11 protein-coding genes are annotated in these 14,456 nt (G+C 74.0%); 4 read left to right on the top strand and 7 right to left on the bottom strand.

The window, feature by feature from the left end; all coding sequences use genetic code 11:
• Nucleotides 1-136 precede the first annotated feature (136 nt).
• Nucleotides 137-1,198 carry an L-glyceraldehyde 3-phosphate reductase gene (gene mgrA, locus ACFWDO_RS10625; RefSeq protein WP_380323824.1) on the bottom strand — a complete coding sequence of 354 codons (1,062 nt, stop codon included), beginning with the start codon at nucleotides 1,196-1,198 and terminating at the stop codon, nucleotides 137-139.
• A 60-nt stretch (nucleotides 1,199-1,258) separates the two neighbouring features.
• Nucleotides 1,259-3,559 (bottom strand): LLM class flavin-dependent oxidoreductase, encoded by a 2,301-nt coding sequence (locus ACFWDO_RS10620; RefSeq protein WP_380323821.1) that lies wholly within the window; start codon nucleotides 3,557-3,559, stop codon nucleotides 1,259-1,261.
• A 113-nt stretch (nucleotides 3,560-3,672) separates the two neighbouring features.
• Between ACFWDO_RS10620 and ACFWDO_RS10615 the strand changes: the two genes are divergently transcribed.
• The gene (locus ACFWDO_RS10615) at nucleotides 3,673-4,188 is read left to right on the top strand and encodes a MarR family winged helix-turn-helix transcriptional regulator (protein WP_380323818.1); all 516 of its coding nucleotides are present in this window, start codon (nucleotides 3,673-3,675) and stop codon (nucleotides 4,186-4,188) included.
• Nucleotides 4,189-4,209: 21 nt separating this feature from the next.
• Here the strand turns inward: ACFWDO_RS10615 and ACFWDO_RS10610 are convergent, their stop codons facing one another.
• The gene (locus ACFWDO_RS10610) at nucleotides 4,210-4,773 is read right to left on the bottom strand and encodes a hypothetical protein (protein WP_380323815.1); all 564 of its coding nucleotides are present in this window, start codon (nucleotides 4,771-4,773) and stop codon (nucleotides 4,210-4,212) included.
• Nucleotides 4,774-4,854: 81 nt separating this feature from the next.
• Here ACFWDO_RS10610 and ACFWDO_RS10605 point away from each other — a divergent pair, with 81 nt between their 5' ends.
• Nucleotides 4,855-6,285: a cellulase family glycosylhydrolase gene (locus tag ACFWDO_RS10605; RefSeq protein WP_380323812.1), complete on the top strand. Its 1,431-nt coding sequence runs from the start codon at nucleotides 4,855-4,857 to the stop codon at nucleotides 6,283-6,285.
• Nucleotides 6,286-6,324: 39 nt separating this feature from the next.
• Here ACFWDO_RS10605 and ACFWDO_RS10600 read toward each other — a convergent pair whose 3' ends face one another.
• From ACFWDO_RS10600 to ACFWDO_RS10590, 3 genes are read right to left on the bottom strand one after another with little or no spacing between them, the layout of a single operon-like run.
• The gene (locus tag ACFWDO_RS10600; RefSeq protein WP_380323809.1) at nucleotides 6,325-7,656 is read right to left on the bottom strand and encodes an ABC transporter substrate-binding protein; all 1,332 of its coding nucleotides are present in this window, start codon (nucleotides 7,654-7,656) and stop codon (nucleotides 6,325-6,327) included.
• Nucleotides 7,657-7,706: 50 nt separating this feature from the next.
• Nucleotides 7,707-8,642: a carbohydrate ABC transporter permease gene (locus ACFWDO_RS10595; RefSeq protein WP_380323806.1), complete on the bottom strand. Its 936-nt coding sequence runs from the start codon at nucleotides 8,640-8,642 to the stop codon at nucleotides 7,707-7,709.
• Entirely contained in the window at nucleotides 8,635-9,558 is a 924-nt protein-coding gene (locus tag ACFWDO_RS10590; RefSeq protein WP_380323803.1) for a carbohydrate ABC transporter permease, read from the bottom strand. The genes ACFWDO_RS10595 and ACFWDO_RS10590 overlap by 8 nt, the downstream gene beginning before the upstream one ends.
• Nucleotides 9,559-9,732: 174 nt before the next feature.
• On the opposite strand from ACFWDO_RS10590, the gene ACFWDO_RS10585 reads away from it, so the two are divergent.
• Both ACFWDO_RS10585 and ACFWDO_RS10580 read left to right on the top strand, forming a co-directional pair.
• The gene (locus ACFWDO_RS10585; protein ID WP_380323800.1) at nucleotides 9,733-11,694 is read left to right on the top strand and encodes a DUF6807 family protein; all 1,962 of its coding nucleotides are present in this window, start codon (nucleotides 9,733-9,735) and stop codon (nucleotides 11,692-11,694) included.
• 79 nt (nucleotides 11,695-11,773) lie between these two features.
• Complete coding sequence (locus ACFWDO_RS10580) at nucleotides 11,774-12,931, top strand: Gfo/Idh/MocA family protein (RefSeq protein WP_380323797.1); 1,158 nt, start codon at nucleotides 11,774-11,776, stop codon at nucleotides 12,929-12,931.
• Nucleotides 12,932-12,952: 21 nt separating this feature from the next.
• On the opposite strand, the gene ACFWDO_RS10575 is transcribed toward ACFWDO_RS10580, so the two are convergent.
• Nucleotides 12,953-14,320, bottom strand: a complete 1,368-nt coding sequence (locus ACFWDO_RS10575) for a Gfo/Idh/MocA family protein (RefSeq protein ID WP_380323794.1) — start codon at nucleotides 14,318-14,320, stop codon at nucleotides 12,953-12,955.
• Nucleotides 14,321-14,456: the final 136 nt, after the last annotated feature.

Raw genomic sequence — 14,456 nt, 5'->3', positions numbered from 1 at the left:
CGCCGGGTCCACGACGTCGCGGGTCTTCAGCCCGACCACCCACCACCCCCCAATGGGCCCACCCCACTCCTTGGTGGCCCATCTTTTCACCCTTCCGCGGGACTGAATAGCGCCAAACGAGCGCCCACAACCCTTCTCAGCGGCCCGTGCCGTCCACGGCGTGCGGCTCGATCTCGGCAATCTCCTCGTCGGTGAGGGCCGGGGCGCGCAGCGCGGCCACGTTGTCCTCCAGCTGCGCCACCGACGACGCGCCGATCAGCGCCGACGTCACGCGGTCGTCGCGCAGCACCCACGACAGGGCGAGCTGGGCGAGCGTCTGGCCGCGGCCCTCCGCGATCGCGTTCAGCGCCCGGGCGCGCTCCAGATAGGTGTCGGTGAGGTTGGACGAGGACAGGAACGGCGAGTCGCTGCGGGCCGCGCGCGAGCCCTCGGGCGCGGTGCCGCCCAGGTACCGGCCCGTGAGCAGGCCCTGCGACAGCGGCGAGAAGACGATCGTGCCGACGCCGAGGTCCTCGACGACGTCGAGCAGGGACTCGCTCTGGCGGCCGTCGTACGCGTCCTCGCGGTCCGCGATCTCCACGTGCCGGTTGAACATCGAGTAGCTGGGCTGGTGGATGAGCAGCGGCACGCCCAGGTCGGCGAGCACCTGCGCGGCCTCGCGGGTGCGGGACGGCGAGTAGTTCGAGACGCCGACGTACGTCGCCTTGCCCTGCTGGACGGCGGACGCGAGGGCGCCCATCGTCTCGGTGAGCGGCGTCGAGGGGTCGGGCCGGTGGTGGTAGAAGACGTCGACGTGGTCCAGGCCCATGCGGGTCAGCGACTGGTCCAGCGAGGAGAGCAGGTACTTGCGCGAGCCGTGGTCGCCGTACGGGCCCGGCCACATGTCGTAGCCGGCCTTGGTGGAGATGACGAGCTCGTCGCGGTACGGCGCGAGGTCCTTGGCCAGGTGGCGGCCGAAGTTCTCCTCCGCCGAGCCGTAGGGCGGGCCGTAGTTGTTGGCCAGGTCGAAGTGCGTGACGCCGAGGTCGAACGCGCGGCGCAGGATGGCTCGCTGCGTGTCGAACGGCGTGGTGTCGCCGAAGTTGTGCCACAGGCCCAGCGACAGGGCGGGCAGGTCCAGGCCGGAGCGGCCGGTGCGGCGGTAGGTCATCGACTCGTAGCGGGCGTCGTCGGCCAGGTACCGAGGTGCGAGAGGCATGGCCCCATCCTCGCGCATGCCCCGCCTCGTTGTGAGCGCGGTCGCGTCAGGAGGCCGGGGTCAGGACGCGGGCGGCACCGGGAAGTTGGCGCGGAACACGTTGTCCGGGTCCCAGTCGCGCTTCACCTCGCGCAGGCGGTCGAGCGTCGCCCCGGGGAAGGCGTCGGCGAGCCGCTCGGGGCGGGTGTCGGTGTCGAACGACAGGTACAGCCCGTCGGTGTACGGGGCCATGACGTCGTCCCACACGGCGTCGAGCCGGTCCTGCGACGACGACATCGCCGACAGCAGGAAGTTCTGGTGCCGGTGGGCGTACGCCGTCGCGCCGGGCTCGACGTCGTGGGAGGCGCCGCCGGTCGCGCGGACCTGCAGGAAGTACGCCTCGCCCGACAGCGCCAGTCTCTCGAAGGCGCGCGACGTCGCGGCGTCCAGGTGCGCGACCAGCCCGGACCGGACGGCGGGGTCCCCGCCGCCCTGGTGGTGCTTGTCTCCGGCCTGCACGACGCCCGCGTACGGCAGCAGGTACGCCTGGTGGGCCAGCAGCGGGCCGGCCCCGGCGAGCCGCTCGAGCTGCTCGACGGCGGCGTCCGTGTCGTCGCCCGCCCACACGGTCATGAGCTGGGCGACCGGGCCCTGGTCGTCGCTGCCGTCGGCGAGGCGGCCGCGGCGGCCCGGGGACAGGATGAGGAAGCTGGTGAGCTCGCGCGGCGCGGACTCGACGACGGCGCCCCAGCGCTCGAGGGTGCCCGCGACGTCGGTCGCGTCGAGCGTCATCTGGGAGAAGACGACGGCCCCCTGATCGCCGAGCTGCATCGCCTCGATCTCGACCCACGTCACGACGCCGAGGTTGCCGCCCGCGCCGCGCAGGCCCCAGAACAGGTCGGGGACCTCGTCGGCCGACGCGCGCACCACGCGCCCGTCCGCGGTGACGACCTCGGCCGCGACGACGTGGTCGATCGTCAGCCCGTAGAGGCGGCCCAGGAAGCCGACGCCGCCCGCGGTGGCGAGCCCGCCGACGCCCACGCCGCCGGAGTCGCCCGAGCTGATGGCCCAGCCGCGGGGAGCCAGCGCCTCGGCGACGCGGCCCCACGTGGCGCCGACGCCGACCCGCACCCGCCGCGTGGCCTCGTCGACCACCTCGACCTGGTCCAGGGCGCCCAGGTCGACGACGATCCCGCCGTCGTTGGTCGACCGGCCGCTGATGCCGTGCCCGCCCGACCGCACGCCGAGCGGCACGTCCTGCGTGCGCGCCCAGGAGACCGCCTCGGCGACCTCCGCCGTCGTGCGCGGCCGCAGCACGAGGCCGGGCGCGCCCGAGCGCAGGTAGTTGTGCCGCACGCCGTCGTAGGCGCGGTCGCCGGGCTCGACGGCGGTGGCCGCCAGCGCCGCGGGCACGGAGGCGTAGTCGATGCCCGGTCGGCGCAGGGCGATCGCCCGCGCACCGCGCTGGGACGCCGCCGGGGCCGTGCCCGACGACGCGCGCTCCCGCGCCACCAGCTCGCGCACGGCGGGCGCGACCTCCTGCCCGTACACCTGGACGAGGGTCGGGTCGTCGGCCGCGAGGATCACGGTGCCGATGCCGTCCTCGAGGGCGAGGGCCGCCAGCTCGTCGACCCACTGCTCCACGGGCCCCTGGAGGAAGCCGCGCGGCTGGTCGGTGACGGCGCCCTGCACGTTGAGCAGGCGCCGGATCTCGGCCGGGTGGCGGCCTGCCTCCTCGGCGGCCTCGTCGATGATCGCGTGCCCGCGCTGCAGGTCGCCGTCCTTGAGGTATGCGAGCGACGGCAGCCAGCCGTCGGCCTTGCGGGCGATGAGGCGCAGCATGCGGGGCTTGAGCGCGCCGAGCCAGATGGGGACGTCGTGGGCCGGCTCGGGCCCACGCTTGGCGCCGACGACGCGGTGGTGGGCGCCCTCGACGCGCAGCGCCCGGCGCTCCTGCCCGTCCCAGATGCCGCGGATGATGTCGAGCGCCTCGTCGAGGGCGTCCACGGACTCCCCCGGCGTGAGGCGGGTGCCGCCCATCGCGACGATCGGGTCCCAGAACCCGCCGGCGCCGAGGCCGAGGGCCGCCCGGCCGCCGGAGAGCAGGTCGAGGGACGCGACGGCTCGCGCGAGCACGGCCGGCGGCCGCAGCGGCAGGTTGAGCACGTTGCCCGCGACGGTCACCCGCTCGGTCTGCGCGGCCACCCACGACAGCAGCGTCCAGGTGTCGAGGAACCCGGGCTGGTACGGGTGGTCCTGGAACGTCACCAGGTCGAGCCCGGCCGCCTCGGTGACCTGCGCGAGCCGCACCGGCTGCTGCGGGTCGCGGTTGGTCGGGGTGAGGAACGTGCCGAAGACCAGGTCGTGGCCGTAGTCCGTCATGGGGGCCTTTCGCGGGGAGGACCGCTCCCGCCGCGGCGGGAGATCGTCTGTCAGACAGACGATATCAGCGGCAACTCTTCTTGCCGACCGCCCATTCCCCGTACGATGGCGGGGTGAGCACCACCACCGACCGGACCCGCCGCCCCCGCGGCGCGGCGGCCGCCGTCGACCCGTCCCCGCTGGGCTGGTCGCTCGCCGCGCTGCTGCGTGAGTGGAGCGCCCGGGTCGCCGCGGCGTGCGAGGACGTGCCGCACGGCGGGCGCGGCTACGAGGTGCTCGCCGCCGTGACCCGCGACGCCCCGCCCACGCAGGCAGCTCTCGCCGCCCGCCTCGGCATCGACCGCACCGTGATGACCTACCTGCTCGACGAGCTCGCCGGCTGCGGCCTCGTCGAGCGGCAGCCGGACCCCGCCGACCGGCGCGCGCGCCGCATCGTCGTGACCGACCACGGCCGCGCCGTCCTCGCCGACCTGGACGCCCGCGTCCGCACGGCCGAGGACGAGCTGCTCGCCGGGCTCGACGGCGCCGAGCGCGACGCCCTGCGCCACCTGCTCGTGCGCGCCGCCACGGGCGCCGCGCCGGGCGACGACCGCTGCGCCGTCGTCGCGCGCGCCGTCGATCCCTCCTGACGACTCGGGGAGGAATCGAGCTCAGCCCGCGGCCGGCTCCCGCCTCCCGACGACGGCCGCCACGGCGGCGGCGAGGCCGACGACCAGCCCGAGCAGCGCCCCGGTCAGGGCGGAGACCAGCACTCCCCCGACCACCTGACCGGCGTACGCGCCGAGGCCGGCGTGCACGGCGAAGCCGCCGTACACGGACCGCACCAGGTTCCCCGCGACGACGGCGACGACGCACGTCCACACGCCGCGGCCGAACGCCCGGCCGGGGCCCGGCTCGGGCCGGGCGCGGGTGACGTGCCGCAGCTGCAGGGCGGCGGCCAGCAGGAGGACGACGACGCCCGCGGTGTCGGCGGCCCAGAACGCCCAGGTGGTCTCGCCCAGCGGCGCGAGCCGCAGCGGCGGCAGCAGGGAGGGCAGGCCCAGCGCCGGCGGGACGGCGAGCGCCGGGAACCAGGTCGTGGCCGTCCCGGTGACCGGCCAGATCCCCGCCACGACGGAGGCGGCGGCGATCCCGAGGAACGTGGTGAGCGCGACGCGGCGGCCCGCGCACGGGGTGGTCCGCGGGGTGTCCCGCGCCGTGGTCATCGTCGACACGCGGCCGATGCTAGCCTCCCGTCGCGGTCCGGATCACCACCGGGTCCCACCGTTCACGCAGCACGTCGAGGAGGACGTCACGTGGTCGCAGCGCGCACCATCCTGGCCGCGGGGCTCGCGGCCGTCGTCGTGGGGGGCGGGGTCGCCGCCGCCCTGCGCGCGCCGGAACCGGCCGCGGCGTTCCTGCGCGACGGCGAGGGTCGCGCCGTCGTCGCGCACGGCTTCAACACGGCGTCCAGCTCGAAGTCCGCGCCCGACGGACTCCCCGACTTCACCGAGGACGACCTGGCGCGCGAGAGCGCCGACACCGGCACCGACTTCGTCCGGTTCCTGATCTCGTGGCGCAAGGTGGAGCCGGAGCCCGGCACCTACGACCAGGCGTACCTCGACGACGTCGCCGATCGGGTCGACTGGTACGCGGAGCGCGGCTACCACGTGATGCTCGACATGCACCAGGACCTGTGGGGCAGCGCCATCACACCGTCGGGGCAGTCGGGCAACGGCGCGCCGGCGTGGGCCACGTACCTGGACGGCTTCCCGGTGCGCGACCACGACATGTGGGAGCTGTACTACCTGGAGCCGGGCGTCATCCGGGCCTTCGACCACTTCTGGAACACGACGGGCGAGCACCCGGAGCTCATGGACCACTACGCGGGCGCGTGGCGCGCCGTCGCCGAGCGGTTCGCCGACGTCGACGCCGTCGTCGCCTACGACCTCATGAACGAGCCCTACGGCGGCACCGTGCAGGGCCCGCAGTTCGAGGCCGGCCCGCTCACCGAGCTGTACCAGCGCAGCGTCGACGCGATCCGTGAGGTCGACGCGGACACGTGGGCCTGCCTCGAGCCGCAGGCGATGGGCTACAACTGGGGCCTGCCGAGCGGCCTGCGGCCCGTCGACGACCCGCGCGACGGCGGCGCCCGCGTCGCGTTCTGCCCGCACCTGTACCCGCTGCCGATGGACCTCGGCGACGGCTTCACCGGGTCCAGCCGCACCCTCGTCGAGGGCACCGTCGACGCGTGGGCCGCGAACACCGCCCGCACCGCGCACGCCCTCGGCGACGTCCCCGTGATCCTCGGCGAGTTCGGCCTCGACACCACCCTGCCCGGCGCCCTCGACTACCTCGACCTCGTCTACCGCACCGCCGACGAGGCCGGGATGGGCACCGTCTACTGGTCGAGCGACCCGGGCAGCTGGGGCCCCTACGAGGAGGACGGCACGCCGCGCAACCTGGTCGGCGCCGTCGAGCGGCCCTACCCCCGCGCCGTCGCCGGCGACCTGCGCGGCTGGACCGCCGACGACGACGCGCTCACGCTCCGCTTCGGCCCTGGCGGGGCCGGGGGCGGGAGCGCCGCGGACGCGGGTGCGACGAGCGAGGCGTACCTGCCCGCCGACGCGTTCCCCGACGGCGGGCAGGTGGACGGCGGCACCGTGGAGAGCTGGGACCCCGCGACCCGCGTGCTGACGTTCCGCGCCGACCCCGCCGCCACCGTCGTGACGATCCGCCCGGTCTGACCCCGCTCGAAGGGATCGAGCGGGGTCCGCCGCGCGTCGTCAGCCGCCGATCGCGGCGCCCACGTCCTGGAGGAAGGCGTCGGCGGCCTGGTCGGGCGTCATCCGCTCGAACAGCACCTCGGTGTTGATGCGCGTGATGATGTCCTGCATCTCGTTGGCGCCGTTCGGCGGCACCGGCGGGTTGTCGACGACGTCGTCCTCGAGCTCGGCCATGAAGTCGGCCATGCGCTGGTCGGCGGCGGTGAGGTCGGGCAGGATCGCCTCGCGGACCTTCATGTTGGCCGGCAGGCCGCGGTCGGTGAGCTGCAGCTTCGCCGCGTCGGGGTCGTTGAGCAGGAAGTCGACCAGCTTGGCCGCCTCCTCGGGGTGCTTGCTCTTGGCCGACACGGAGTAGTACATGGCCGGCTTGAAGTACATGCCGGTCCGCTCGTACTCGGACTCGCCGGGCAGGCGCAGCAGCTCCAGGTCCCGACCGGAGGCGTCGGAGAGCGCCCCGAGCTGGTTGCTCCACCACACGCCCATCGCGCCGGCGTTGGTGCCGAGAAGCGACCCCTCCGGCCCGGCGTTCTGGTACTCGACCGAGCGCGACGCGTCGGGCTGTCCACCGTTCGCCATGAGGTCCAGCGACGTCTGGAAGAACTGGGCGACGGTCTCCTTCGAGACGCCGAGCTCGCCGTCCGGCGTGTAGAGCGTCTCGCCCTTCTGCCGCGCGAGGACGGCGAGGCCCGCCTCGTTGAAGCCGTAGTCCTGCGTGCCCCAGACGCCCTTGCCGGCGCCCTTCGAGATCTTCCCGGCGATGTCGACGTAGTCCTCCCACGTCCACGTGGTGTCGTCGGGCATGTCGACGCCCGCGTCGGCGAAGATCTGCGGGTCGGCCACCAAGGCGTAGGCGTTCACGCCGGTCGGGATGCCGACGAGCTTCCCGCCCACCTCGCCGGTGGTGAGGATGTCGTCGGAGATCTCGGAGGTGTCGATGTCGAGCGCGCCCAGGTCGGCGATCACGCCGCGGGAGGCGTAGTCCGACAGGTACCGCTCCTCCTGCGTGATGACGTCGGGGGTGTCGCCGCCGGCCGTGGCGGTGGCGAGCTTGTCCCAGTAGCCGCCCCAGTCGGTGTAGTCCGGCACGACGGTGATGCCGGGGTTCTTCTCCTCGAACAGGTCGATGATCTGCTCGGTCGTCTTGTGCCGGTCGTCGGACCCCCACCAGGAGAAGCGGATCTCGACGTCGCCGCCCTTCCCGCCTTCCTGGTCGGAGGGCACGATGCCCGAGTCGCCGCCGGAGCAGGCGGTCAGGGCGAGCGCCCCGACGGCGGTGAGGGCGACGAGCGCGGCGCCGCGGCGGCGCGTCGCGCGGTGAGCTGTGACTCGCATGAGGTTCTCCTTCGAACGACGGTGCGGACGTGCTGCGGATGGGCGGTGCGTTACTTGATGCCGGTGGTGGCGATGCCCTTGACCAGGTACTTCTGGCCGAACAGGAAGACGAGGAACACGGGGATCAGCGACACGATCGACATGGCGAACAGGGGGCCCCACGAGCTGTTGCTCGTGGAGTCGACGAACGTGCGCAGCGCGATCGGGACCGTGTACATCTCCGGCTTCGTCAGGAAGATCAGCTGGCTGAAGAAGTCGTTCCAGGTCCAGATGAAGGTGAAGATCGCGGTGGTGGCGAGGGCCGGCAGGGACAGCGGCAGCATGATCCGCAGGAAGATGCGGCCGTGGCCGCACCCGTCGAGCCGGGCCGCCTCGTCGAGGTCCTTCGGGATGCCGCGGAAGAACTGCACCATGAGGAAGATGAAGAACGCGTCCGTGGCCAGCAGCTTCGGCACGACCAGCGGCAGGAACGTGTTGATCCAGGACAGCGACGAGAACAGGATGTACTGCGGCACGATGATCACGTGGATCGGCAGCATGATCGACATGAGCATGACGGCGAACCACAGGTTGCGGCCGCGGAACTTCAGCCGGGCGAAGGCGTAGGCCGCCATCGAGCAGGAGACCAGGTTGCCGAGCACCGAGCCGAGCACGACGATCGCCGAGTTCAGCAGGTAGTGCCCGAACGGGTGCAGCAGCGCGTTCCAGCCGTCGGTGTAGTTGCTGAAGTCCCACTCGGTGGGGATCAGGCCGGGCTCGCGGAAGATCAGCGAGGTGGGCTTGAAGGAGCTCGCCAGCATCCACAGCAGCGGGTAGAGCATGACCAGGCCGAACGCGATCAGCAGCACGTGGCGTGCCACGCGGCGGACGGCGGCCCCGGCGCGACGTCGCGGCGGGCGGCGCTCGGGGTAGGTGGCCGCCACCTCGGCGAGCGAGGGGCGGGCGGGTGCGGGGCGCGACTCGGGGCGCGCGGGAGCGTCAGTCATCGTAGAAGACCCAGAACTTGGAGGCGAGGAAGTTCACGGCGGTCATGCCCGCCACGACGAGCAGCAGGAACCACGCCATCGCCGACGCGTACCCCATCTGGTACGAGCCGAACCCTCGGTCGTAGAGGTACAGCGTGTAGAAGAGCGTGGAGTCGACCGGGCCGCCCGTGCCGCCGCTGACGATGTACGCCTGCGTGAACGACTGGAACGCCCCGATGAGCTGCAGCACCAGGTTGAAGAAGATGATCGGCGTGAGCAGCGGCAGCGTGATGCTGCGGAACCGGCGCCAGCGGCCGGCGCCGTCGATCGACGCGGCCTCGTAGTACATGGCCGGGACCTGCCGCAGCCCGGCGAGGAAGATGACCATGGGCGCGCCGAACGTCCAGACGTTGAGCACCATGAGGGTGCCCAGCGCGTAGTCCGGGTGGGACACCCAGCCGACGCCCTCGACGCCGACGAAGGCGAGCAGCTGGTTGACCAGGCCGTCGGCGCCGAACACCTGCCGCCACAGGATGGCGATGGCGACGCTGCCCCCGAGCAGGGACGGCAGGTAGTAGATCGACCGGTAGAACGCCAGGCCGCGCAGGCCCTTGTCGAGCACGACGGCGAGCGCGAGCGCGGCGGCGAGCTGCAGGGGCACCGAGACGAGCACATAGGTGAACGTGACCTTGAGCGCCTGGAAGAAGCGCGGGTCGTCGAACATCCGCGTGTAGTTCTCGAGCCCGATCCACCCCGGCGCCTCGAGCAGGCTGTAGTCCGTGAAGGACAGGTAGAGCGAGGCGACCAGCGGGAACGCCGTGATGAGGACGACGCCGGCGAACCACGGGGCGAGGAAGACCGCGGCGGCCTTGCCGTCGCCCTTGCGTCGCTCCTTGGCCGCGCCGCGCGTGCGGGCCACCTCCTGGATCACCGCCATCGCGGCACCTCGCCGTGCGGCGTGCTGGTGGGCGTCATCGCCGGCCTCCCGATCTCCCTCGATCCACGGCCCCCGGCGACGTCGCCTGGAAACCGGTTGCTTCTCGGGAACGTACCACGAGAGCAACCGGTTTCCAATGGTGTACGGTCGGCTCGTGAGCCCGAGGAGGCATCGATGCCTGACGTGAACCTGCGGCGACCGACGGTGACCATCGCCGACGTCGCCACCGCCGCCGGCGTCTCGCGCGCCACCGTCTCCCGCGTGATGAACGGCCGCAGCACGGTCGACCCCGCGATCGCGGCCCGCGTGCAGGAGGCGGCGATCGACCTGAACTACCGCCCCAGCAACGTGGCGCGCAGCCTGTCGCTGGGCCGCACCACGACCGTCGCGCTCGTCGTGCCGGACCTGGGCAACCCCGTGTTCCAGCAGATCCTGCGTGGCGTCACCTCCGCCGCGGCCGAGGACGGCTACCGGGTGCTCGTGGCCGACGCCGCCGAGGACCCGTCCGAGGAGGCCGCCATCGCCCGGGAGGCACGGATGCGCTGCGACGCGCTCATCCTCGTCGCCCCGCGGATGCCCGGCGCCGCCCTGGACGCGCTGCTGCCGCTGGTCACCCCGGCGGCCGTGATCAACCGCGAGGTCGACCACGCGGGCACGCCGAGCCTCGTCATCGACTACGCAGAGGCCACCGTGCAGGTCGTCGAGCACCTGGTCGGCCTCGGCCACCGGCGTCTCGCCTACCTGGCCGGTCCGCGCGCCGCGGCGACGGACGCCGCCCGGCGCGCCGGGCTCGCCGTCGCGCGCGAGCGGCACGCCGACCTGGAGGTCGTCGAGCTCTCCGTCGGCGCCGACCTCGCCGCCGGGCACGCCGCCGCCGGCCCGGTGCTCGCGAGCCGCGCCACCGCCGTCGTCGCCTACAACGACCTCGTCGCGTTCGGCCTCCTGGCGGCGCTCAACGAGGCCGGGGTGGCCGTCCCCGGCGACATCTCCGTGGCCGGGTACGACGACATCGACCTCGCCCGGTACGCGACGCCCGCCCTGACCACCGTGTCCGTGCCGCAGGCGGAGCTGGGCCGCCAGGCGTGGCGCGAGCTGCACGCCGTCATCGACGACGACGCCCACGCGGCGTCCACCACCCGGTTCACCGCCCGCCTCGAGGCCCGCTCCAGCACCGGCCCGGTGCCGCGCCGCGTCGCCCGCGCGGAGGTGGCGGAGCCCGCGCCCGCCGTCGTGCCGGACCCCGAGGACGTCGACCCGGGGCCCGCGTGGTCCGTCGAGCCGCGCGAGGTGGTGCTGCGGCACACGCGCGACCGCGTCCCGCTGGCCCGGTACGTCGACGGCGAGCGGCTGCCCGCCATCCACTCCCCTCGCCCCTACCTGCACCCGGTGCACTCGCTGGCGGGCGTGCCGCTCACCGAGTCGGAGCCCGTCGACCACCGGCACCACTACGGCGTCAGCGTGGCCGTCCCCGACGTGAACGGCACCAGCTTCTGGGGCGGGCGCACCTTCGTGGCCGACGTCGGCCCGACCCTGCTGCCCAACCACGGGCGGCAGGTCAGCACCTGCGCGGAGGTCGACCCGCTCGCCCCCCACGTGCTGCTCGACACCGTGCGCTGGGACGACGAGCACGGCGAGCCCCTGCTCGACGAGCAGCGCCGGCTCGGCGCCCGCCTGCTCGGCGACGACGGATGGGCGCTCGAGTGGCGCTCCACCCTGCACGCGTCGCACGGGCCGCTGGAGATCCGCTCCCCCGCCACCAACGGCCGCCCGGGGGCGGGGTACGGCGGCGTGTTCTGGCGCGCGCCGATCGCGCAGCGCACCGTCGTGCTGTCCGAGGGCGGCGAGGGCGAGGAGCGCGCGCACGGCAGCACGTCGCCGTGGGTCGCGTTCGTGCAGCAGCACCACGACCCGTACGCCGAGGACCGCGCGACGACGCTGCTCATCGCGCAGACGTCGCCGCCGCGGCACTGGTTCCTGCGCGCCGCCGAGTACCCCGGGGGCGGGCCCGCGCTGGCCTGGGACACCCCGCTGCGGGTGCCCGCGGGCGGCACCGTCGAGACCGGGATCGTGGCCGCCCTCGTGGACCGCGCGCTCGACCTCGACGAGGCGACCGCCCTCGCCGCCACGCTGCGCTGACGCGCCGCGACCCTCTCAGCACCACACCCGGCCGGGGATCCCCGGCCGGGTCACGACGACACCCCAGGACCGGTGGACGATGACGTACCCGACCTCCGACGGCCTCGTCCCGCAGATCGCGGTGGTCGGGCTGCACGGCCACGGCGCCTCGCACGTGCGTCGCGTGCTCGAGCTGCAGCGCACCGGCGGCGCGCGGCTGGCCGCCGTCGTCGACCCGCGCGAGCCCGGCCCGGGGCACGAGGCGCACGACGCCGGCGCGCCCTGGTTCCCGACGTTCGGCGACCTGCTGTCCACGCCGTCCGTCCGCGTGGACGTGGTGGTGCTGAGCACGCCCATCCCCACGCACCTGCCGCTGGCGCGCGCCGCCATGGAGGCGGGCATCGACGTGCTCCTGGAGAAGCCGACCACGGCATCGCTGGCCGAGCACACCGAGCTCGTCGCCGTGGCCGAGCGCACCGGCCGCCGCTGCCAGGTGGGGTTCCAGACGTTCGGCTCGCACGCGCTGTCCGCCGCGGCGGACGTCCTCGCGCGCGGCGAGATCGGCGACGTCGTGGGCCTCGGCGCGGTCGGCACCTGGGTGCGCACGGTGTCGTACTGGCGCCGCGCCGCCTGGGCAGGGCGCCGCCGGCTGGACGGGCGGGACGTCGTCGACGGCGTCGTGACCAACCCGCTGGCGCACGCCGTCGCGACCGCCCTGCGCCTCGGCGGGGCGACGACCGCGCAGGACGTCACCTGGGTGGACACCGACCTGTACCGCGCCAACCCGATCGAGGCCGACGACACGTCGTCGGTCCGCGTGCAGGACGCGCGCGGCCGGCGCTACGGCTTCGGGCTCACGCTGTGCGCACCCGAGCGCTCCCCCGCCCGCGTCGTCGTGCGCGGCACGCGCGGCGACCTCGCCTACGAGTACGAGCACGACCGCCTGCTGCTGCGCACCGACGCGGCCCAGATGGACAAGACGTACGGGCGCACGTCCCTGCTCGACGACCTCCTCGCCGCCCGCGCCGACGACTCCCGCACCCTGCTGTGCGACGTCCGCGACACCGGCGCGTTCATGCGCGTCCTCGAGGCCGTGCGCACCAGCGCCGACCCCGCCCCGATCGCCGCCGAGCACGTCGAGTGGCGGGGCGAGGGCGCCGACCGCCGGCCCGTGGTGGCCGACGTCGAGCGCTGGTGCGCGGAGGTCGCACGCACCCAGCGGACCTTCGCCGAGCTCGGCGCCCCCTGGGCCCGCTGACGCTCCTGCGCCGAACAGGGCTCAGAGGTCGATGCCGAGGCCCAGGTCGGCGAGGCGGACGGGGTCGCCCGTGGCGAGCGAGCGGTTGCCCGCGTAGCCGATGCCGGACGCGCGGAGCCCGTCGCGGAAGCCGGCGGCTCGGCCGAGCGGGTCGGCCTCGGTGCGGCCGCGGAAGACGTCGGAGAGCAGCAGCGCGTCGCCGCCGCCGTGGCCGCCCGCGCCGACGGCGACGATGGGCCGCTCCTCCGCGCGCTCCCAGTGCTTCTGCACCACGAGCCGCTCCCCCTCGGGGCGCACGGTGTCCTCGCCGAAGGTGGCGGTGAAGCTCGGGTCGACGGTCGCCTTGCCGTCGGCGCCGAAGACGACGGACCCGCGCTCGACCACCTCGAGCTCCGCCCGGCCGCGCGAGCCGTTGACGACGACGCGGTACCCCTCCCAGGGGGCGCTGGCGGTGAGCGAGTAGGTGAGCACGGGGCCGCCGGCGTACTCGACGACGAGGCCGAGCGTGTCCTCGGTGGTGATGCCCGCGTCGAAGACGCTGCGGTCGCGGCGGTAGCCGTCGACGGCCTGCGCCTCGGGGCCGTACAGCGCGGCGAGGTACGGGTCGGCGGCGACGTCGATGCGCCACGGGTCCACGCCCTGCTCGCGCAGCGCCCGCTCCCCGGCCGTCGGCTCGTAGCCGCGCGCGTGCGCGGCGTCGTCGCCGTAGAACCGGCGGCCGCCGCTCGCGAAGACCCGCTGCGGCACGGCGTCGATCCACCAGTTGACGAGGTCGAAGTGGTGGCTGGACTTGTGCACCAGCAGGCCGCCGTTGTTGACCTTCTCGCGGTGCCAGCGGCGGAAGTAGTCGGCGCCGTGCACGGTGTCGAGGGCCCAGTCGAAGTGGACGCTCAGCACCTGCCCGATCTCGCCGGAGGCGATGACCTCGCGCAGCGCGGAGTTCCGCGGCGAGTAGCGGTAGTTGAACGTCATCGTGAGGTCGCGGCCGGTCTCGGCGACGGCGTCGGCGATCTGGCGCGCCTCGTGCTCGGTGGCGGCGATCGGCTTCTCGACGACGACGTCGACGCCGGCGCGCAGGGCACGCGAGACGAGGTCGGCGTGCGTCCGGTCGACGGAGGTGACGACGAGGCGGTCCACCCGCTGCTCGTCGAGCGCCTTCTCGAGGTCGTCCGGGTGGTACAGGGGCCGCTCGCCGCCGACGGCGGCCGCGACCTTCGCCTCGTGCACCGCGGCCCGCACCGGGTTGGGCTCGACCCACGCGACGATCTCGCCGTCGTCGGCGTGGTCCCCGATCAGCGCGTCCACGTACATGCCGGCACGGTGCCCGGTGCCGGCGACGGCGTACCGCCGACGGTCCTGGCCGGTCGAGGAGGCGGGGGCGGAGGGCATCGTCGATCTCCTTGCAGTCGCCGGGCGACGTCGGGGAAGCGGTTTCCGACAGCCTACCCGAGCAGGGTTCCCACCCTCGCCCCCACGAGGTAGTTCCGTTCGTGCCGAGGTAGTGGACTGGACCACTACCTCGGCA

It is taken from the genome of Isoptericola sp. NPDC060185 (assembly GCF_042728595.1).
Lineage (GTDB): Bacteria > Actinomycetota > Actinomycetes > Actinomycetales > Cellulomonadaceae > Isoptericola.
The sequence above is the reverse complement of the archived record's forward strand: the minus strand, read 5'-3'. Positions and strand labels throughout refer to the sequence as shown.